Source organism: Teichococcus aerofrigidensis, from assembly GCF_054073225.1.
Genome location: NZ_JBSXMU010000079.1, coordinates 1 through 16,969, shown reverse-complemented (window position 1 = coordinate 16,969; position 16,969 = coordinate 1). Strand labels below are relative to the sequence as shown.

Here is a 16,969-nt window from a genome sequence, read left to right as displayed (position 1 = left end):
GATGCTGGCCGAGCAGGCGGCGCTGGGCGCGGCCCTGGCGCAGTTCTGCGACTTCCACCTCCCCGGCCTCGACAGCCCGCTGCTCGGCCTGGCGCCGGACGGTCTCGGCCTGCTTTCGCCGGTCGATTGCGGCCGCGCCATCGCCTGGGCGCAGCGCGAGGGGCGCGATCTGGGCCTGCTGGTGGGGCTGGTGCTGACCACGGGCGCCGCCGCCGCCGACCTGCTGGCCTGCCGCCTGGGCGATCTCGATCCTCAGACCGGCCTGCTGCGTCTGCCGGGCGGGGGGCGGATCCTCCTGGCGGCGGCGGACCGGCCGGCGGAGGGCGCGGCCACGGCACCCCTGCTGTCGGGCCTGCCCGCGGAGCCGGCCCTGCTGCGGCCCGTGCTGGCCGAGCTGGCGCGCTGCCTGGAATGCCCCGGGCTGGAATATCGAGGACTGGAATATCGAGGACTGGAGTCCCGGGGACTGGATTGGCCGGCGATGCAGCTGACCGGCCTGGTCGAGGCGCTGCGCGGCGGGCTGCATCCGGATGAGATCCTGCCCCTGCTCGGCCAAGGCTCGGCGGATTTTGCGAAAAATCTTGCTTTCGTTGTGCGAAAATCCTAAGGAGGAGGGAGACGCCCCGGCGTCATGCCGCCCTTCCTAGAACGGGAACCACAATGAGCATCTTCGGCAGGTCCAGCGGCGGCGAGCCGCGCATCACCTATGAGCGCTTCGATCTCTCCGCCGGCGAGGAGACCTTCGCCGGCGAGCCCGCCGCCCGCGGCACCGACCGGCTGGAGCCGCGGGTCGATCGCAGCCGCTTCCTCGCCCCGGCGCAGCTGCCCGGCACCGGCATGATGCTGATCGCCGCCGACAGCGAGCTCGAGGGCCGGCTGCGCAGCCGCGGCGTGATCCGCGTCGAGGGCGTGGTGCGCGGCGATCTCACCGCCCCCGTCGTGCTGCTCGAGGCCGGCGGCCTGGTCGAGGGCCGCATCGAGACGGAGCGGCTGCGCGTCAGCGGCACGTTGCGCGGCACGGTGGAGGCGCGCGAGATCGAGGTGGTGCGCACGGCCTTGCTGGAGGCCGAGCTGTCCTATGAGGAGATCGGCATCGAGCGGGGCGCCCGCGTGCGCGGCCTGCATCGCCAGCGCGATCCCGAGCCGGCCCCAGCCGAAACCGAAACCGAAGCCAGAATCGAAGCCGAGGCCGTGGTGGCCGCGGCCGATCCGTCTGATCCGTCGCCGGCGGCCGAGGCCGTGGACGGCCGGCCGGAGCCGGCCCTGGAGGGCGAGGCGGTGCCGCTGGCCAGCGCCATCGAGACCGCGGCCCTGGTGGCCGAGGCCGAGGCGGCGCTGCAGGACCTGGCCGAGGCCTCGAAGGTCGCCGCCGCCGGCGCCGCCCTGCTGGCCGAGGAGGGTGTCGGCGGGCTGATGGCGCTGGAGGCCGATCTGCGCGCCGTGCCGGAGCGGCTGCTGCTCGACAAGCCGGCGCAGTGAGAGGGGGGCGGTGAGCGGCCGGAGGGTGGCGCGGCCGCCATGCGCCCGGCCCCGGAGCTCCGCCCGCCGACCTCAGCGGTAGAGCGGCGTCAGCCCCGGATAGGGGATCTCCGCCAGGCCGCGCTCGCGCAGCAGCCGGTTGGCCGCCCGCGCCACCTCGCGCGGGCCGGCCTGGAAGCCGTCCAGCACGTAGTAGCCGTTGCGCAGCGGCCGCACCCGGCCGCCCAGCACGCAGCAGGCATATTGCAGCGGGGTCATCTCCTCATCCATCTCCATCGGCGAGAGGAAGGGCGAGACCTCCTGGCCCCGGCTGACCCGGCCCAGCACCCGCTGCGCCCGGCGCTGCGCATACCAGGGCTCGATGCCGAAGGCACGGGCCAGGCTGGCCACCTCCTCCCCGGCCAGCAGCCGGCGGTCGAACTCGCCGCGCCGCTCCACCGGCAGCGCGCGCCGGCGCTGCTGATTGCGCCGCTTGGGTCCGGCCGTCACCGGCTCTGGATCCACCGGCCCTGCTTCGTCCTCGTCCACGGCGCGCCATCCTTCCTGCTCCGCGCCGCGCGCGGAGGGGTCGCTCCTTCTGGAGATCGGGAGCCATCCGTTCTGGAGGGCGGGGTCTCCCGCCATGTTATGCGAAAATTTGCTGATGGCCGGCTAACGTGTCGCCCTCGCGCAGCAGAACCGTCATCCCCGGAGAAGACCGCATGGATGCCTCGATCAACGCCACCCCGCCGGCCACCGCCCGGCGCCTGGCCCGGCAACTGGAAAGCGGCTTCGCGGCCGAGATGCTGCGCGCCGCCCGGCCGCCGCAGAAATCCGGCCTGTCCGGCCGCGGCACCGGCGCGCAGGCCTTCGACAGCTTCATGGATGAGGCGCTCGGCGGTGCCCTGGTCTCGCAGGGGGGCCTGGGGCTGACGCCGGTGATCGAGCGCGCCATCGCCGCGCGCCAGGCGCCGCCGCCGGGTGCGGCGCGATGACCCCGCTGCAGGAGGCGGCCGCGCAGCTCCGCGCCGTGCTGGAGCGCGAGGCGTCGGCGGCGCGGCAGGCGCGGCTCGGCCTCTGGTCCCACCTGCCCGGCGCGCCCAGGGCCTGGCGCGAGCGGCCCTGACGACGGCCCTCGGGCGGCCCGGCGGCCCTTCGCCGGCGGAGGGCCGCCTCCCGCCCGGCGAGGGCCTGCGATACCCGCGACAAGGCCCCCGGCCGGATGGACAATCCGGCACCACGACGCCTAATGTCGCAACGCACCATCGACGCCGCCGGCCGGTCCGGCGCGCCCCCCGATATGAGGAAGACGCCATGAGCAGCACGGCCAAAGGGTCCGTCACCGTCGCGCTGGACGGATCCAACAAGTCCGCCACCCTGCCGCTGATCCAGGGCTCGATCGGCCCGGACGTTTTCGATATCCGCAAGCTCTACAGTGAACTGGGCGTCTTCACCTTCGACCCGGGCTATGGCGGAACCGCCGCCTGCGAGAGCAAGATCACCTACATCGACGGCGACGAGGGCGTGCTGCTGTATCGCGGCTACCCCATCGAGCAGCTCGCCGAGAAGTCGAACTTCCTCGAGGTCTCCTACCTGCTGCTGAACGGCGAGCTGCCGACGGCGCAGCAGCTGAAGGACTTCGACCGTGGCGTGACGCTGCACACCATGGTGCACGAGCAGCTGCGGCGCTTCTTCGACGGCTTCCGCCGCGACGCCCACCCGATGGCGATCCTCTGTGGCGTGGTCGGCGCCCTCTCCGCCTTCTACCACGACAGCCTGGACATCAACGATCCGGCGCAGCGCGAGATCAGCGCCTTCCGCCTGATCGCCAAGGTGCCGACCATCGCCGCCTGGGCCTACAAGTACTCGATCGGCCAGCCCTTCATGTATCCGAGGAACGATCTCTCCTACGCGGAGAACTTCCTCTACATGCTGAACGCCGTGCCGGCCGAGGAATGGAAGCCGAACCCGATCCTCAGCCGCGCGATGGACCGCATCCTGGTCCTGCACGCCGATCACGAGCAGAACGCCTCCACCTCCACCGTCCGGCTGGCGGGCTCGACCGGCGCCAATCCCTTCGCCTGCGTCGCCGCCGGCATCGCCGCGCTCTGGGGCCCCGCGCATGGCGGCGCCAACGAGGCGGTGCTCAAGATGCTGGGCGAGATCGGCAGCGTCGAGAACATCCCGGACTTCATCGAGAAGGTGAAGGACAAGAATTCCGGCGTGAAGCTGATGGGCTTCGGCCATCGCGTGTACAAGAACTTCGACCCGCGCGCGAAGATCATGCAGGCAACCTGCCATGAGGTCCTGGCCGAGCTTGGCATCAAGGACGAGCCGCTGCTGGATCTCGCCATGGCGCTGGAGAAGATCGCGCTGGAAGACGACTATTTCGTCTCCCGCAAGCTCTATCCGAACGTCGATTTCTATTCGGGCATCATCCTGAAGGCGATGGGCATCCCCACCCACATGTTCACCGTCCTCTTCGCGGTGGCGCGCACCGTGGGCTGGGTGAGCCAGTGGAAGGAGATGATCGAGGATCCGGCGCAGCGCATCGGCCGGCCGCGGCAGATCTACACCGGCCCCGCGCAGCGCGACGTCGTGTCGGTCGAACAGCGCGGCTGAACCCGTGGATGCGGCATCCCGCCGCCCGCCTTCGCCCATGACCAGAATGAGCCCGCCCGGCAGCGCCGTGGCGGGCTTTTTCGTGCCGCAGGACAACATGAAGTAGAATATCAAGAACTTGTGGCAAACCATTGTCCCGCCGCGCGCCACGGGAAGTATCATTGAAGTACTGGGTCTGCCGCCAGCCTCTGGAGGCGGAACTCCCTGAGACCTTTTCTCCCGGGATCTCTTTATTTTTGATGAATTTACCTTGATCACAATACCGCGATTGGCTGATATACGCCTGTAGGTTGAAAATCTCGGGTGGAACTACTGAAATGGGCGATATGATGAGGGCGGATCTCCAGCATCGCTCGCTGGATGACCTTGTGCGCCGACGCCTGCGCGGCTGGCCCCAGAAGCCGCCAGGAGCTTTGGATTCGCTGAAGCAAAAGGGCATCTGGATGCGGGCCCGTCCCGGCGAGCCTGACACGGTGACGCATCCCTTCCTGCGCCTGCCCGGCTCCAATCGCCTTCGCACGGTGCCGGATGGGTTGTGGCTGCACTTCAGCCCCGATCCGGCGGATGCCTATGTCGACATCCTTTGCATCGAGGCCTGCTCCACCTTGCAGAATCTGCTGGACAAGCGCTCGCGCTTCGCGCCGTCCACCACGTCCCTGCTGGCCGTCTGCCCGGTGGCCTGGCTGACCGCGCCTTTGCAGGCGGACGATCCGCTGCCGCGCTGGCGCCGCATCAAGCTGTTGCGCCAGGCGCCCGAGGAACCGCTGGTGCTGCCGGTGCGCGATGTGCGGGTGCTCTATGGCCTGAAGACGCGGCAGTATGACGGTTTCGCGCGCACGCAGATGCCACAGGCGCACGAGTACTTCTGCCCGATGGATGCGCTGACGGATGCCGATGGCGCCAGCAATCCCGCCATGCAGGCGCTGATCGCCCGGGCCTCCGGCGCGGCCAACTTCATGCGGCTGCCGTGAACGGCGGCCAGCGCCCCCGGCCCTGCCGCCGGGGAGGCGCCGGCCCCGGTTCAGGCGGGGAGGTTGTTGCTACCCTCCAGCCCGATCCGGGCGGCCAGGGCCAGTTCCTCCACCACCTCGCGCAGGGATTCGGCGGGACGGGCCGGGACCGGGGCCGGGAGCCTCGTGCTGCCGTCATACTCGAACAGGATCTCGCTCGTCGGCAGGCGTTGCACCCGGCATTGGCGGCGGGAGAAAGCCAGTCCTTCGTCGCGGACCTGCCGCTCGTACTGGGCGCCCATGATGAAGGCGCCCTGGGGCGAACGGCGCCAGGCGCGCTCCAGCATGCCCAGCATCAGGTACCAGGACGCCCCCTGATTGACCGCGCCGGAACCGGCTTCCAGGAAATAGGTGTTGGCGCCGAAGTCGATGCCGGAGAAGCCGGCCAATCCGTTCTCCCCCGCGCGGGCGATGGCGATGAAGTTGCGCGGACCAAGGGCCGCGAGGCGCAGCAGGAAGCGCGGCAGGGTGCGCCGGAGCGTGAGGCCCAGAGCCTTGCGGCTGGAGAGCTGCGCCCGCAGGCCGTTCAGCGCGCCCCAGTCGGCCAGCGACGCCAGGCCATGCCGCAGGCTCACCGCCAGCCCGGGATGTGTCTCGCGGGCCCGCTTGGCGTTGCGCTTGGCATTGCTGCTGACCTCGCGCAGATAGCCGTCCCAATGCGGCCACTGGCGGAAGTCGACCACATCGAGGGTGATGGGCTCCACCTGCGTGATGACGACGCCGGGCAGCGCCTGCAGCAACGGATCGCGCGGAGCCTCCAGATTCCACTGCGAGCCGTAATGGTATGCACCAGGGCCGAGATGCCGCAGGACCGCCTGCATGACCTCGCTCCAGCGGTGGGCATGGCCGGGCAGGAGCTGCAGGGAATCGGCGAAGACGCGCCGCCGCCGGCCGATCCCCACCGCGCATTGCGCGATCTTGGTCCGCCGCCCGTCCTCGACGAGCAGGATCTCCAGCCGGCGCAGGCGGAAGAGGCGATGATGATCCAGCTGCCAGGCCCACAGGGCATGCCAGGCGCAACGGAACGATGCTCCGCACGCCATGGCGAAGTCATCCCATTCGTCCGGAGAGATCCTGTCCTCGGAGACGTCCACGACTGGCGACATTGCATTTTCCCGGCTTTTGCTGGTGCTGACGAAGGACCGCACCACCTCCGCTAGAAGGTTATAGCCGCCGCCATGAGGCTCGGGATCATAATTTGGATTAATTCTTAATAATTAATCATTCCGATAAATACTCGATTTTCCGCTTCAAATGGCCGCCGCGGGTTCCCGCTTGCTGAATAGTGAGCAATCTTCCGCCGCATCCAGTCCTCACCCCGGCGGCGACGAGGGGCCGGCGACGCGGCGGAGGTCGGCCTCGTCCAGCGTCTCCTTCTCCAGCAGCTGGCGCGCGCTGCGCTCGAGCACCTCCCGGCGCTCGCCCAGCAGGGCGAGGGTCTTCTCGAAGGCCTGCTGCACGATGCCGCGCACCTCCTCATCGACCGCCGCCGCCGTCTCGTCCGAGTAGTTCCGCTCGGTCCCGCCCATGCCGGGCAGGGTGGGGGCGAGGTAGGAGCGGCTGTCCTTCTCCAGCGAGACATGGCCGATGCGATCCGTCATGCCGTAGCGCGTCACCATCGAGCGGGCGATGTCGGTCACGCGCGCCAGGTCGTCGGCCGCGCCGGTGGAGAGGTGCCCGAAGACGATCCACTCCGCCGCCCGGCCACCGAGCAGCACCGCCATCTTCCCTTCCAGTTCCTCGCGCGTCATCAGGAAGCGGTCCTCGGTCGGGCGCTGGATGGTGTAGCCGAGGGCGCCGACGCCGCGCGGGATGATCGAGACCTTGTGCACCGGGTCGGAGCCCGGCACCGCCATGGCGACCAGGGCATGGCCCATCTCGTGATAGGCGACGATCTCCCGCTCGCGCGGGTTCAGCAGGCGGTTGCGCTTCTCGAGGCCGGCGATGATGCGCTCGACGGCGTTGTTGAAGTCCTGCATGGCGACCGCCTCGGCCTGCCTGCGCGTCGCCAGCAGCGCCGCCTCGTTGACCAGATTGGCGAGGTCGGCCCCGGTGAAACCGGGTGTCAGCGCGGCGATCTCCTCCGGCCTCACATCCGGCGCCAGTTGCACCTTGCGAAGATGCACCGCCAGGATGTCGATCCGCCCCTTCTTGTCCGGACGGTCCACCAGCACCTGCCGGTCGAAGCGCCCGGCGCGCAGCAGGGCCGGGTCCAGGATCTCCGGCCGGTTGGTCGCGCCGAGCAGAACCAGGCCGGTCGAGGAATCGAAGCCGTCCAGTTCCACCAGGAGCTGGTTCAGCGTCTGCTCCTTCTCGTCATTGCCGCCGCCGAAGCCGCCGACGCCGCGGGCACGGCCCATGGCGTCCAGCTCGTCGATGAAGATGATGGCCGGCGCCTTCTCCCGGGCCTGGGTGAAGAGATCGCGCACCCGGGCGGCGCCGACGCCCACGAACATCTCGACGAACTCGGAGCCCGAGATCGAGAAGAAGGGCACCCTCGCCTCTCCCGCCACGGCCTTGGCGAGCAGGGTCTTGCCGGTGCCGGGCGGCCCGACCAGCAGCACGCCCTTGGGCATCCGCCCGCCCAGGCGCCCGTATTCCTGGGGATTGCGCAGGAAGTCGACGATCTCGCGCAGCTCGTCCTTCGCCTCGTCCACCCCCGCCACATCCTCGAATCGGACGCGGGTGTCGGTCTCGACATAGACCTTGGCCTTGCTGCGGCCGACCTGCATCAGCCCGCCCATGCCGCGGCCCATGCGGCGCAACAGGAACATCCAGACGCCGATGAACAGCGCCATGGGGATGATCCAGGAGAGCAGGTCGCGCAGGAAGGTGCTCTCCACCTGCCCGGTGAACTCGACATTGTAACGCTGCAGCTCCTGCGCGAAATCCGGGTCGACTCGGGTCGTGGTGAACCGTGTCTGCCCGCCCTCCAGCGGTTCCTTCAGCCGGCCCTGGATGAAGCGGTCCGAGATGCCGATCTGCGCCACCTTGCCGTCGCGCAGCAACTGCTCGAACTGGCTGTAGGGAATCGGCGCCACCGCCTGCTGGGCGGCGATCACGTACTGGATGATGGCGATGCCCAGCAGGGCGGCCAGCCAGTAGCTGATATTGAACCGGGCCTGAGGCTTCATCCTGTCACCTTGCCGTTCCGCCGCCTGCCGCGGCTCCGGCGCGAGGATGCCGCGTCCGGCGCGGGCGCGATAGCTCCCGGCCGGTCAGGAGCCGCCCAGCCGGGCCACGCCGCCCTGCGCCGTGAGGCCGAGGCAGGCGGGGTGCCCGCACTCCGTGGCGAGACGGGAGGTGTTCAGGAACCCCGGCAAGGGTTCCTCCAGGTGCAGGACGCCGGCCAGGCGGCCGATCCCCGGCCAGTCCATCAGGGCGATGCCGGCCAGCATGGCGCCGGCGGCGCAGAACATGGTGAGGGTGTGCAGCCATTTTGGCGTCATCGGGAAAGGTCCGCTTTCTGCTGGGCCCAGCCTAGGACGCGGCAGGTTTCGTCATGGTTAAGACCCGGGCCGCCGGGCCCCCAGGGCTTTCCATGATGCATCGCAGCAACCAACCGGTCGCGGAACGGTTAGTCCTCCGCGAAAGGTTCGCGCCGGCACCGGCCAAACGGGGCCGATCACAGGCGCCGGGACATCATCATGCGCTACAGGTTGGGATGCGAGTTGGGCTACGAGGTCCAGGAGGCGGAAGGCGCGCCGCTGGTGTTCAATGTTGAGGCGCAGCGCACCGCCCGCCAGGCGGTGGTGGAGGAGCGGCTGACGCTCTCGGCCGAGGCGCCGCAGGACCGCTTCCTGATGCCCGAGAGCGGCAACCGCTATCTGCGGGTTCAGGCCCCGCGCGGCCCCCTGACCCTCCGCTACGAGGCGGTGGTGGAGCTGGCGCCCGAGAGCGTCGACCCAGCGGCGGTGGGCGAGATGCCGGCCGCTCGCCTGCCCCTCGAGGTGCTGACCCACCTCTATCCGAGCCGCTACGTCGAATCGGACCTGCTCGAACCCTTCGCCCGGAAGGAGTTCGGCGCCCTGCCGCCCGGTCATCAGCGGGTGACGGCGATCTGCAACTGGGTCCGCGACCGGCTCGACTACGTGCCCGGCAGCAGCGACGAGCACACCTCGGCCCGCGACACGCTGCTGCAGCGCCAGGGGGTCTGCCGGGACTTCTCGCATCTCTCCATGGCGTTCTGCCGCGCCCTCGGCATTCCGGCGCGCTTCGTCAGCGCCTATGCCTGGCGGCTGTCGCCGCCGGATTTCCATGCCGTGATGGAGGCCTGGCTGGAAGGGCCGGAGGGCGGCGCCTGGTATCTCTTCGACGCCACCCGCATGGCGGCGCCGGACGGGCTGGTGCGCATCGGCATCGGGCGGGACGCCGCGGAGGTCGCCTTCTGCTCGCCCTATGGGTCGGTGGACTGCGGCAGCCCCAAGGTCTGGATCAGCGCCCTCGACCGATCCGACGACGCACCCTCGACCATCGCCGCGATCAGCCTCGCCTCCCTCTGAGGACGCGCCCGGGGCGCCCGACTTCACGCCCTGTTTTGATGACGGTCGGGACCGGCTGGTCTACTCCCCCGCGCATGAGCGAAATCGCGGGATATGCGGCGGCCATGCTGCTTTTCGGCACGTCGGTCGGGCTGATGGCCTGGGCCTGGTTTCTCTGAACCAGGCTCGCCTTCCCTTGCCGCCGCCCGGACCGCCCCGCTACGCCTTGCCGCCCTTCAGAACCGCGAAGGGATTGCGCCTCCGGGGTTCCTCCACCACGTCGTCGCCGACCTCCGGCAGGCTGGCGCCGGGTGCGCGCGGATAGGGGTCGAGGGCCAGGGAAAGCTGCTCCGCGAGCGCCTCGCCCAGTTCCATGACGCCATGCTCGGTGGGGATCTCGTCCGGCCCCTCCGCGTCATCCGCGGGCTCCCGCCCGGCGGGGAGGAAACGGAGGTCCACCTCATCCCGCACCAGCTCCCCGAAGGGCTCGAGCGTGATGACGCAGGTCTGCACCACCCGCGCCTCGAGGGTGCCGCGCGCCCGCACGGTGCCGCCAGGCTCATTGCTCAGGTCGAGCTCTGCGACCAGGGACTCGATGGCGGGAATGCCGAAGCGCAGCGCCAGGGCGGCGCATTCCGCGGGGGTGGCCTCCAGTCGCCGGTGCCGTCCCTCCGGGCCCACCGCCGCCCAGGGCAGGGAGCGGGGAAATTCCAGCCTGTTCTCGTCGCTCATGCCAGGGGGTCCTCCAACCGGTGTCCGGGATCAGGAAAGCGCGCCTCCCCCTTCAACAGGGTTTCCATGGCCTGGCCGGCGAGGAGGGCATCCGTCTCGAGCGCGAGCGCGGCCAGCCGTGCCGGTCCCGGCGCCGTGGCCGGCACCGCGCCCCGCCAGACATTGCGGGCCAGCGCCTCGGCCAGGGCCGCGGCGTCGCCGGCGGCGAGCGGCGCCTCATAGGCCTGCGCACGGCCATGGAAGGCTTCCCACATATTCTTCACCCGTCGCGCGATGGACATGTCGCCCACGCCCATTTCCCGCAGGTTGAAATCCATGTCGGCGAACATGGCATCGAACACGGCCTGCGCCAGGGCCGCGCCGCGGGGGTCGCTGTCCCGGTGCAGGCGGCGGATCAGCAGGGCCGTCTGGAGGCCGATCAGGTCGAAGCGTCCGTCGAGAGTGTCCGGCACGCCCAGCGCCTCGAAGAAGACCGGATGCCGCGCCGCGCGCACGGCGGCGCCATAGAGCTCGAAGCCCTGCCGCTCATGAGGCTTGCGGCGGAACAGGCCGAACAGGGCCATGGTCGTGGCGTCTCCTCGGCCCCGCCGGGCGGCAGGCCGGTTGACCCCGGTGCGGGGCGGTGGCAATCGACCGTGCAGATGGACCGCAACCCAGCGCCGGTCAATGCGGCGCCGCCCGCCCGGAAGACGGGCGCACCTTCTGGCCGACAGGAATCGGGACACCCGTGAGCAGCAGCGACACCTTCCGCAGCAAGACGCCCAGCCGCGCCCCGCGCCGCCTGCCCGGCCTCGCCCTGGCGCTCAGCCTGACCCTGGCCGGCTGTTCCTTCTTCCAGGCGGCACCCGTGATGCGCGGCAACCGCGCCGACCCGGACCTGCTGGCGCAGCTTCAGCCGGGCGTGCAGACCCAGGCGGATGTCCAGGCGCTGCTGGGCTCGCCGAGCGCCACCGGCACCTTCGACCGCAACAGCTGGTACTACATCAGCTCGGTCACGCGGATGCGCCCGGCCAGCCATGACGGGCGCGAGCGGGAACGGGTGGTCGCCATCGACTTCAACGAGCAGGGCGTCATCCGCACCATCCGGCAGATGGGCGAGGACGACATGCGCGATGTCGGCATGGTGGAGCGCACCACGCCGGTGCCCGGCACGGAACGCACGCTGCTGCAATCGCTCTTCGGCAATATCGGCCGCGTCGGCGCGGGCAACCTGGGCGCCGAGCAGGGCCCCGGCACCGGCCCGGGCCGCTGATCCACCATCGCCCGGCGGCCCGCCGCTGGCCGGGCCGCGGGTGCGATGCCCGCGCCGCAGTCCAGCACTGCGCGGGATGCAACTTGTCGGAAAAGGCGGCTTTCTGTCTTCTGGTGACATGTCAGAACCAGAAGAACACGCCTCACCGGCCACCATGCCGGGAGAGCGGAGGAACGTCACCCGCCTCGCCATAGCCCAGGCCCTGGCGGGGGCGAACGCCACGATCATCTTCGCCACCGGCGCGGTGATGGGGAACACGCTGGCGCCGGACAAGAGCCTCGCCACCCTGCCCATCACCCTCTTCGTGCTGGGCATGGCCAGCGGCACCATCCCTTCGGGGGCGCTGGCGAGCCGCTATGGCCGGCGGGCCAGCTTCCTCTTCGGCGCCGCCTGCGGCGTGCTGGTCGGCCTGCTCTCGGCCCATGCGGTGCTGATCGGCTCCTTCTGGCTGTTCTGCGGCGCCACCTTCTTCGGCGGCGCCTATGCCTCGGTCGCCATGAGCCTGCGTTTCGCCGCGGCTGATTGCGCGCCGCCGCAGCGCCGCGCCCGCGCCATCTCCCTGGTCATGGCGGGCGGGGTCTTCGCCGGCGTGCTGGGCCCGCAGCTCGTCACCCACACCATGGACCTCTGGCCGCCCTACCTCTTCGCCGTCACCTATCTCGCGCAGGCGGGGCTCGCCGTGCTCTGCGCCCTGGTGCTGATGAGCGTGCGCGTGCCCTCGCCGCGGATGTCGGGCGCCGCGCGCGGCCGGCCGCTCGCCGAGATCGCGCGGCAGCCGCGCTTCATCGCCGCCGTCGCCGCCGGCGCCGTCTCCTACCTGATCATGAACTTCCTGATGACCTCGGCGCCGCTGGCCATGCGGCTGTGCGGCCTGACGCAGGGGGATGCCAATCTCGGCCTGCAATGGCATGTCATCGCCATGTATGGGCCGGCCTTCTTCACCGGTGGCCTGATCGCCCGCTTCGGCGCCCCGCGCGTGGTGCTGGCCGGCCTGTTCCTCTCCGCCCTGGCGGCGGTGGCCGGGCTGAGCGGGCTCTCCGTCGGCCATTTCTGGATCAGCCTGATCCTGCTTGGCCTCGGCTGGAACTTCGGCTTCGTCGGCGCCTCCACCATGGTGGTCGACAGCCACCGCCCGGAGGAACGGGCCAAGGTCCAGAGCCTGAACGATTTCCTGGTGTTCGGCGTGATGGTGGTGGGTTCGCTGGCCTCGGGCGGCCTGCTCAACCGGTACGGCTGGGCCATGGTCTGCTGGGTCTCGATCCCGCCCCTGCTGCTGGCCGCCGCGACGCTCTGGCTGGCCCGCGAGGCGCCGGCCCGCCGCCCCGCCTGCGGCGGCCGGCGCGGCTCCAGGGAGGCTGGCCGCTCAGAAGTGGCTCCAGCCGCCCTGCCCGAGCGGCAGGACGCCGCCATCCGCGCCCCGCACGACCACCCTGGCCTCCCCCGCCTGGAAGCGGCCGATGCGCGTGACGGCCGTGCCGGCGGCGGCCGCCGCCGCCAGGATGGCCGGCGCCGCCCCGGCCGGCGCGGCGAACAGCAGCTCGTAGTCGTCGCCCCCGGTCAGCAGGCGCGGCAGGAGCACGGCCTCCGCCGCCAGCAGCGCCGAGGCCTCCGGCGACAGCGGCACGGCGGCCGCCTCGATCGTCGCGCCGCAGCCCGCCGCCCGGCAGAGATGGCCGAGATCCTGCACCAGCCCGTCCGAGACATCCATCGCCGCGCTGGCCAGGCCGGCCAGGGACCGGCCAAGCGCCAGGCGCGGCCGCGGCAGCCTGTAGCGTCCGGCGAGGACGCCGCCGGGATCGGCGGGGAACTCCCCGCGCAGCACGCCGAGCCCCAGCGTCCCGTCGCCGATGCTGCCCGAGACCCAGATCTCCTGCCCCGGGGCCGCGCCCGTCCGGCGCAGGGCGCGCCCTGGCGCCACATGGCCCAGGATGGTCAGCGAGAGGCAGGCCGGGCCGGGGATGGAGACCGTATCGCCGCCGAGCAGCGAGAGGGCAAAGGTCTCCTGATCCTCCGCCAGCCCGGCGCAGAAGCCGGCCAGCCAGCCCTCCGGCAGCGCCTTCGGCAGCGCCAGGGTCATCAGGTAGCCGAGCGGCGCCGCGCCCATGGCGGCGAGGTCGGAGAGGTTGGTGCGCAGCAGCTTGCGCCCCAGCGTCGCGGGCGGATCGTCGGGCAGGTAGTGCACGCCCTCGACCATGGCATCGGCCGCCAGCACCAGCTCGCGCCCGGGCGGCGGCGCCAGCACGGCGGCATCGTCGAGGAGGTCGAGCGCCCCCGGCCCGGCCAGCGGCCGGAAATGCCGGGCGATGAGGGAGAATTCGGGCGGCAGGGTCATGCGGCCATTCTCGCCCCGCCGCCCCTCCGGGGAAAGACCCGTGCGGGCGGGGCCGGCGACCCCGCCCGCCGTCTCAGCGCTGGAACTCGCCGGCGCGCAGGTGCCGCGCCATGGCATCGAGCACGCCATTGGCGAAGCGCGGCTCCTCGCCGCTGAAGAAGCCGTGCGCGATGTCCATGTACTCGTTGATCACCACGCGCGCCGGCGGCTCGGCGCCGGAGGAGAGCTCGAAGGCGGCGGCGCGCAGCAGGGCGCGCAGCACGGGATCGAGCCGCGCCACCGTCCATTCGCCCGCCAGGTGCCCCGCGACGATGCCGTCCAGCGTCTCGCCCTGGCGGGCCACGCCGCGCACCAGCTGGGCGAAGAGCGGCACGTCGGCCAGCGGCACGCGGCCATCCTCGAAGCCTCCCGCATCGGGGCCGATGCGGTGGCGGATGAACTGGTCCAGCACCGTCTCGGCCGATTCGCCGCTCTGCTCGCTTTGGAACAGGGCCTGGATGGCGGCGACGCGCGAGCCGGTGCGCGGGCGCCCCTGGGTGGCGGGGCGCCGGCCGGCGGGGCGGGCCGTAGGGGGGGAGGCCGTCATCGCGTGTTCCACTTCCGCGCCAGGGCGATCTGGCCCAGCAGGGCCTGCGCCGCCTCGGCGCCCTTGTTGTGCCGGTCATCGGCGCTGCGCGCCTCGGCCTGGGCCAGGGTCTCGACCGTCAGGAGGCCGAAGCCGAGCGGCACCCCGGTCTCGCCGCCGATGTCCATCACGCCCTGGCACACGGCCTCGCAGATGAACTGATAGTGGTCGGTCTCGCCCTTCACCACGCAGCCATGCAGCAGATAGCCGTCCCAGCCGCCCTGGCGGATGGCCATGCGCAGCGCGGCGGGCAGTTCGAAGGCGCCGGCCACATCGACCACCTGCAGCGAGGCGGCGGCCTCGGCCAGCACCCGCTCGGCGCCGCGCCGCATGCCGGCGCAGACGCCGGCGTAATAGGGCGCCTGGATCAGCAGGATCCGCGGCGCCGGGCCGGGAATGACGGGGGTGGCGCGCTCCGGCGCGTCGACGGTGCTCATGGGGCGCTGTCCTCGATGCGGCGGGTCTCGGCCACGGTCAGGCCATAGCCTTCGAGACCGACGATGGGCCGCGGATGGTTGGAGAGCAGGATCATCTCGCGGACGCCGAGATCGGCCAGGATCTGCGCGCCGATGCCATAGTCGCGCAGCTCCGGCGGCGCGGTGCGGTCGCGCCCGGCGCGGACGCGCTCCGAGATCGCCGTCGGCTTGACGTCGCGGATCATCACCACGACGCCCCGTCCGGCGGCGGCGATCTCGGCCATGGAGCGTTGCAGGTCATGCGGACCGGCGGTGCCGAGCAGGTCGGACAGCACGTTGACGGCATGCATGCGCACCAGAACCGGGCCGCCGCGCGCGACATCGCCCTTCACCAGCGCGATATGCTCGCCGTATTCGAGCTTGTTCGCATAGACGTGCAGACGCCACTCGCCCCGGCCGGAGGCGTCCGGCAGCACGCCCTCCTCGATCCGCGTCACCAGCCGCTCGGTGCGGCGGCGATGCGCGATCAGGTCGGCGATGGTGCCGAGCTTGAGGCCGTGATGCTGGGCGAAGCTGACCAGGTCCGGCAGCCGGGCCATGGTGCCGTCCTCGTTCATGATCTCGCAGATCACGCCCGAGGGGTTGAGCCCGGCCATGCGGGCGAAGTCCACCGCCGCCTCGGTATGGCCGGCGCGCACCAGCGTGCCGCCCTCGCGCGCGACCAGCGGGAAGACGTGCCCCGGCGTGACGATATCCTCCTGCCGCGATTCCGGGTTGATGGCGACGGCGACGGTGCGGGCGCGGTCGGCGGCGGAGATGCCGGTGGTGACCCCCTCCCGCGCCTCGATCGAGACGGTGAAGGCGGTCTGGTGCCGCGTGCCGTTGCTCTGCGCCATCAGCGGCAGGCCGAGCTGCTCGACCCGTGCCTTGGTCATGGCGAGACAGATCAGGCCGCGCGCGTGGCGGGCCATGAAGTTGATCGCGTCCGGCGTGGCGAACTGGGCGGGGATGACGAGGTCGCCCTCGTTCTCGCGATCCTCGTCATCGACCAGGATGAACATGCGGCCGCGCCGGGCCTCCTCCAGCAGCTCCTCGGTCGGGCTGAGAAACTCCGCGTAGGAGGTCCGGTTGGTCAGGACGGTCATGCCTCGAACTCCGCCACATTGAACTGCCTGAGCCGCGCCACGTAGCGGGCCAGCATGTCGATCTCGATATTCACCGCATCTCCCGGCCGGCGGTCGCCCAGCGTGGTGACGGCGGCGGTGTGCGGGATCAGGTTGACGCCGAAGCGCGCGCCCTCGACCTCGTTGACGGTGAGGGAGACGCCCTCCACGGTCACGCTGCCCTTGGGCGCGACGAAGCGGGCCAGCTCCGGCGGCAACTGGAACAGGCATCGCAGCGAGCCGTTCTCCGGCGTGACGGAGAGCATCTCGGCCACGCCATCGACATGGCCGGAGACGACGTGGCCGCCCATCTCGTCGCCCATGCGCAGCGCCCGCTCCAGGTTGATCCGGCTGCCCTCGGCCCAGCTTTCGAGCGTGGTCCGCGACAGGGTCTCGCCCGAGACCTCGACGGTGAAACGGTCGGCCGCCAGCGCCACAACGGTCAGGCAGCAGCCCGAGCAGGCGATCGAGGCGCCGATCGCCGCCCCCTCCAGCCAGCCCCCCGGCGTCTCGATCAGGAGGCGCATGTCCTGCCCGGCGCCGATCGGCTCCAGGCCCGCGACGGTGCCGACGGCGGTGATGATGCCGGTGAACATTCAGGCCGCTCCCGCGCTGGTGAACTCGCTCAACAGATCCGGCCCCAGCTCCTCCAGGGCGATGCGGCGGTATCTGGGCATCTCGGCCAGCCGCGCCAATGGCAACGCCTCCGCGGCCGGGCGGCCGTCGCCGCCCAGGATGGCGGGGGCGTGGAACCAGGCCAGCCGGTCCACCAGCCCGGCGCGCAGCAGGGCGGCGGCGAGGCCGGCGCCGCCCTCGGACAGCACGCGGGTCAGCCCCTGCGCCGCCAGGGCGCGCAGCAGGGCCGCGGCGTCGAGCCC

20 protein-coding genes and 1 pseudogene are annotated in these 16,969 nt (G+C 71.2%); 9 read left to right on the top strand and 12 right to left on the bottom strand.

All coding sequences use genetic code 11. The features are described from left to right. On the top strand, nucleotides 1-607 hold a 607-nt coding region (locus ACVMLK_RS15230), incomplete at its 5' end, for a hypothetical protein (RefSeq protein WP_457486858.1). Between the two features lie 53 nt (nucleotides 608-660). Further along, nucleotides 661-1,479, top strand: a complete 819-nt coding sequence (locus ACVMLK_RS15225; protein WP_457486857.1) for a bactofilin family protein — start codon at nucleotides 661-663, stop codon at nucleotides 1,477-1,479. Between the two features lie 72 nt (nucleotides 1,480-1,551). On the opposite strand, the gene ACVMLK_RS15220 is transcribed toward ACVMLK_RS15225, so the two are convergent. Then, nucleotides 1,552-2,007 (bottom strand): hypothetical protein, encoded by a 456-nt coding sequence (locus tag ACVMLK_RS15220; RefSeq protein ID WP_457486856.1) that lies wholly within the window; start codon nucleotides 2,005-2,007, stop codon nucleotides 1,552-1,554. Nucleotides 2,008-2,180: 173 nt separating this feature from the next. Between ACVMLK_RS15220 and ACVMLK_RS15215 the strand changes: the two genes are divergently transcribed. From ACVMLK_RS15215 to ACVMLK_RS15200, 4 genes are all read left to right on the top strand, one after another. Further along, complete coding sequence (locus ACVMLK_RS15215) at nucleotides 2,181-2,453, top strand: rod-binding protein (RefSeq protein ID WP_457486855.1); 273 nt, start codon at nucleotides 2,181-2,183, stop codon at nucleotides 2,451-2,453. Next, complete coding sequence (locus ACVMLK_RS15210) at nucleotides 2,450-2,584, top strand: hypothetical protein (protein ID WP_457486854.1); 135 nt, start codon at nucleotides 2,450-2,452, stop codon at nucleotides 2,582-2,584. The genes ACVMLK_RS15215 and ACVMLK_RS15210 overlap by 4 nt, the downstream gene beginning before the upstream one ends. A gap of 188 nt (nucleotides 2,585-2,772) precedes the next feature. Then, nucleotides 2,773-4,080, top strand: coding sequence for a citrate synthase (gene gltA / locus ACVMLK_RS15205; RefSeq protein ID WP_198364670.1), 1,308 nt, complete (start codon nucleotides 2,773-2,775; stop codon nucleotides 4,078-4,080). Between the two features lie 443 nt (nucleotides 4,081-4,523). Further along, nucleotides 4,524-5,051, top strand: a complete 528-nt coding sequence (locus ACVMLK_RS15200) for a hypothetical protein (RefSeq protein WP_457486853.1) — start codon at nucleotides 4,524-4,526, stop codon at nucleotides 5,049-5,051. A 50-nt stretch (nucleotides 5,052-5,101) separates the two neighbouring features. Here ACVMLK_RS15200 and ACVMLK_RS15195 read toward each other — a convergent pair whose 3' ends face one another. The 3 genes from ACVMLK_RS15195 to ACVMLK_RS15185 form a co-directional block, all read right to left on the bottom strand. After that, nucleotides 5,102-6,196: a hypothetical protein gene (locus ACVMLK_RS15195; RefSeq protein WP_457486852.1), complete on the bottom strand. Its 1,095-nt coding sequence runs from the start codon at nucleotides 6,194-6,196 to the stop codon at nucleotides 5,102-5,104. A 207-nt stretch (nucleotides 6,197-6,403) separates the two neighbouring features. Next, the gene (ftsH, locus tag ACVMLK_RS15190; protein WP_422924491.1) at nucleotides 6,404-8,224 is read right to left on the bottom strand and encodes an ATP-dependent zinc metalloprotease FtsH; all 1,821 of its coding nucleotides are present in this window, start codon (nucleotides 8,222-8,224) and stop codon (nucleotides 6,404-6,406) included. Nucleotides 8,225-8,308: 84 nt separating this feature from the next. Next, the gene (locus ACVMLK_RS15185) at nucleotides 8,309-8,539 is read right to left on the bottom strand and encodes a hypothetical protein (RefSeq protein WP_457486851.1); all 231 of its coding nucleotides are present in this window, start codon (nucleotides 8,537-8,539) and stop codon (nucleotides 8,309-8,311) included. 198 nt (nucleotides 8,540-8,737) lie between these two features. Between ACVMLK_RS15185 and ACVMLK_RS15180 the strand changes: the two genes are divergently transcribed. Further along, nucleotides 8,738-9,592, top strand: a complete 855-nt coding sequence (locus ACVMLK_RS15180; protein WP_457486850.1) for a transglutaminase-like domain-containing protein — start codon at nucleotides 8,738-8,740, stop codon at nucleotides 9,590-9,592. A gap of 198 nt (nucleotides 9,593-9,790) precedes the next feature. Here the strand turns inward: ACVMLK_RS15180 and ACVMLK_RS15175 are convergent, their stop codons facing one another. Further along, nucleotides 9,791-10,303 (bottom strand): YceD family protein, encoded by a 513-nt coding sequence (locus ACVMLK_RS15175; RefSeq protein WP_457486849.1) that lies wholly within the window; start codon nucleotides 10,301-10,303, stop codon nucleotides 9,791-9,793. Next, a complete protein-coding gene (locus ACVMLK_RS15170; RefSeq protein ID WP_198364663.1) occupies nucleotides 10,300-10,866 on the bottom strand; it encodes a ubiquinol-cytochrome C chaperone family protein in 567 nt (188 codons plus the stop codon). The genes ACVMLK_RS15175 and ACVMLK_RS15170 overlap by 4 nt, the downstream gene beginning before the upstream one ends. Before the next feature lie 164 nt (nucleotides 10,867-11,030). On the opposite strand from ACVMLK_RS15170, the gene ACVMLK_RS15165 reads away from it, so the two are divergent. Both ACVMLK_RS15165 and ACVMLK_RS15160 read left to right on the top strand, forming a co-directional pair. Then, nucleotides 11,031-11,555, top strand: a complete 525-nt coding sequence (locus ACVMLK_RS15165; protein ID WP_198364662.1) for an outer membrane protein assembly factor BamE — start codon at nucleotides 11,031-11,033, stop codon at nucleotides 11,553-11,555. A gap of 76 nt (nucleotides 11,556-11,631) precedes the next feature. Continuing rightward, a pseudogene (locus ACVMLK_RS15160) lies at nucleotides 11,632-12,819 on the top strand (MFS transporter); the annotation flags it as partial. A gap of 99 nt (nucleotides 12,820-12,918) precedes the next feature. Here ACVMLK_RS15160 and thiL read toward each other — a convergent pair. The 6 genes from thiL to ACVMLK_RS15130 form a co-directional block, all read right to left on the bottom strand. Next, on the bottom strand, nucleotides 12,919-13,887 hold the full coding sequence (thiL, locus tag ACVMLK_RS15155; protein ID WP_422924501.1) for a thiamine-phosphate kinase: 969 nt from the start codon (nucleotides 13,885-13,887) through the stop codon (nucleotides 12,919-12,921). A 73-nt stretch (nucleotides 13,888-13,960) separates the two neighbouring features. After that, a complete protein-coding gene (gene nusB / locus ACVMLK_RS15150; protein WP_198364659.1) occupies nucleotides 13,961-14,473 on the bottom strand; it encodes a transcription antitermination factor NusB in 513 nt (170 codons plus the stop codon). After that, nucleotides 14,470-14,949 carry a 6,7-dimethyl-8-ribityllumazine synthase gene (gene ribH, locus ACVMLK_RS15145; protein ID WP_457486848.1) on the bottom strand — a complete coding sequence of 160 codons (480 nt, stop codon included), beginning with the start codon at nucleotides 14,947-14,949 and terminating at the stop codon, nucleotides 14,470-14,472. Before ribH ends, nusB begins: the two co-directional genes overlap by 4 nt. Then, entirely contained in the window at nucleotides 14,946-16,073 is a 1,128-nt protein-coding gene (gene ribB / locus ACVMLK_RS15140; RefSeq protein WP_457486847.1) for a 3,4-dihydroxy-2-butanone-4-phosphate synthase, read from the bottom strand. Before ribB ends, ribH begins: the two co-directional genes overlap by 4 nt. Continuing rightward, nucleotides 16,070-16,687, bottom strand: coding sequence for a riboflavin synthase (locus tag ACVMLK_RS15135; RefSeq protein ID WP_457486846.1), 618 nt, complete (start codon nucleotides 16,685-16,687; stop codon nucleotides 16,070-16,072). Before ACVMLK_RS15135 ends, ribB begins: the two co-directional genes overlap by 4 nt. Next, nucleotides 16,688-16,969: dihydrofolate reductase family protein (locus tag ACVMLK_RS15130; protein ID WP_457486845.1), on the bottom strand; the 282-nt coding region annotated here is incomplete at its 5' end.

What these genes read in the sequence shown, in the direction of transcription:
- ACVMLK_RS15225 (WP_457486857.1), top strand. Translation starts at nt 661, where the DNA reads ATGAGCATCTTCGGCAGGTCCAGCGGCGGCGAGCCGCGCATCACCTAT.
- ACVMLK_RS15215 (WP_457486855.1), top strand. Translation starts at nt 2,181, where the DNA reads ATGGATGCCTCGATCAACGCCACCCCGCCGGCCACCGCCCGGCGCCTG.
- ACVMLK_RS15210 (WP_457486854.1), top strand. Translation starts at nt 2,450, where the DNA reads ATGACCCCGCTGCAGGAGGCGGCCGCGCAGCTCCGCGCCGTGCTGGAG.
- gltA (WP_198364670.1), top strand. Translation starts at nt 2,773, where the DNA reads ATGAGCAGCACGGCCAAAGGGTCCGTCACCGTCGCGCTGGACGGATCC.
- ACVMLK_RS15200 (WP_457486853.1), top strand. Translation starts at nt 4,524, where the DNA reads ATGCGGGCCCGTCCCGGCGAGCCTGACACGGTGACGCATCCCTTCCTG.
- ACVMLK_RS15195 (WP_457486852.1), bottom strand. Translation starts at nt 6,196, where the DNA reads ATGTCGCCAGTCGTGGACGTCTCCGAGGACAGGATCTCTCCGGACGAA.
- ftsH (WP_422924491.1), bottom strand. Translation starts at nt 8,224, where the DNA reads ATGAAGCCTCAGGCCCGGTTCAATATCAGCTACTGGCTGGCCGCCCTG.
- ACVMLK_RS15185 (WP_457486851.1), bottom strand. Translation starts at nt 8,539, where the DNA reads ATGACGCCAAAATGGCTGCACACCCTCACCATGTTCTGCGCCGCCGGC.
- ACVMLK_RS15180 (WP_457486850.1), top strand. Translation starts at nt 8,738, where the DNA reads ATGCGCTACAGGTTGGGATGCGAGTTGGGCTACGAGGTCCAGGAGGCG.
- ACVMLK_RS15175 (WP_457486849.1), bottom strand. Translation starts at nt 10,303, where the DNA reads ATGAGCGACGAGAACAGGCTGGAATTTCCCCGCTCCCTGCCCTGGGCG.
- ACVMLK_RS15170 (WP_198364663.1), bottom strand. Translation starts at nt 10,866, where the DNA reads ATGGCCCTGTTCGGCCTGTTCCGCCGCAAGCCTCATGAGCGGCAGGGC.
- thiL (WP_422924501.1), bottom strand. Translation starts at nt 13,887, where the DNA reads ATGACCCTGCCGCCCGAATTCTCCCTCATCGCCCGGCATTTCCGGCCG.
- nusB (WP_198364659.1), bottom strand. Translation starts at nt 14,473, where the DNA reads ATGACGGCCTCCCCCCCTACGGCCCGCCCCGCCGGCCGGCGCCCCGCC.
- ribH (WP_457486848.1), bottom strand. Translation starts at nt 14,949, where the DNA reads ATGAGCACCGTCGACGCGCCGGAGCGCGCCACCCCCGTCATTCCCGGC.
- ribB (WP_457486847.1), bottom strand. Translation starts at nt 16,073, where the DNA reads ATGACCGTCCTGACCAACCGGACCTCCTACGCGGAGTTTCTCAGCCCG.
- ACVMLK_RS15135 (WP_457486846.1), bottom strand. Translation starts at nt 16,687, where the DNA reads ATGTTCACCGGCATCATCACCGCCGTCGGCACCGTCGCGGGCCTGGAG.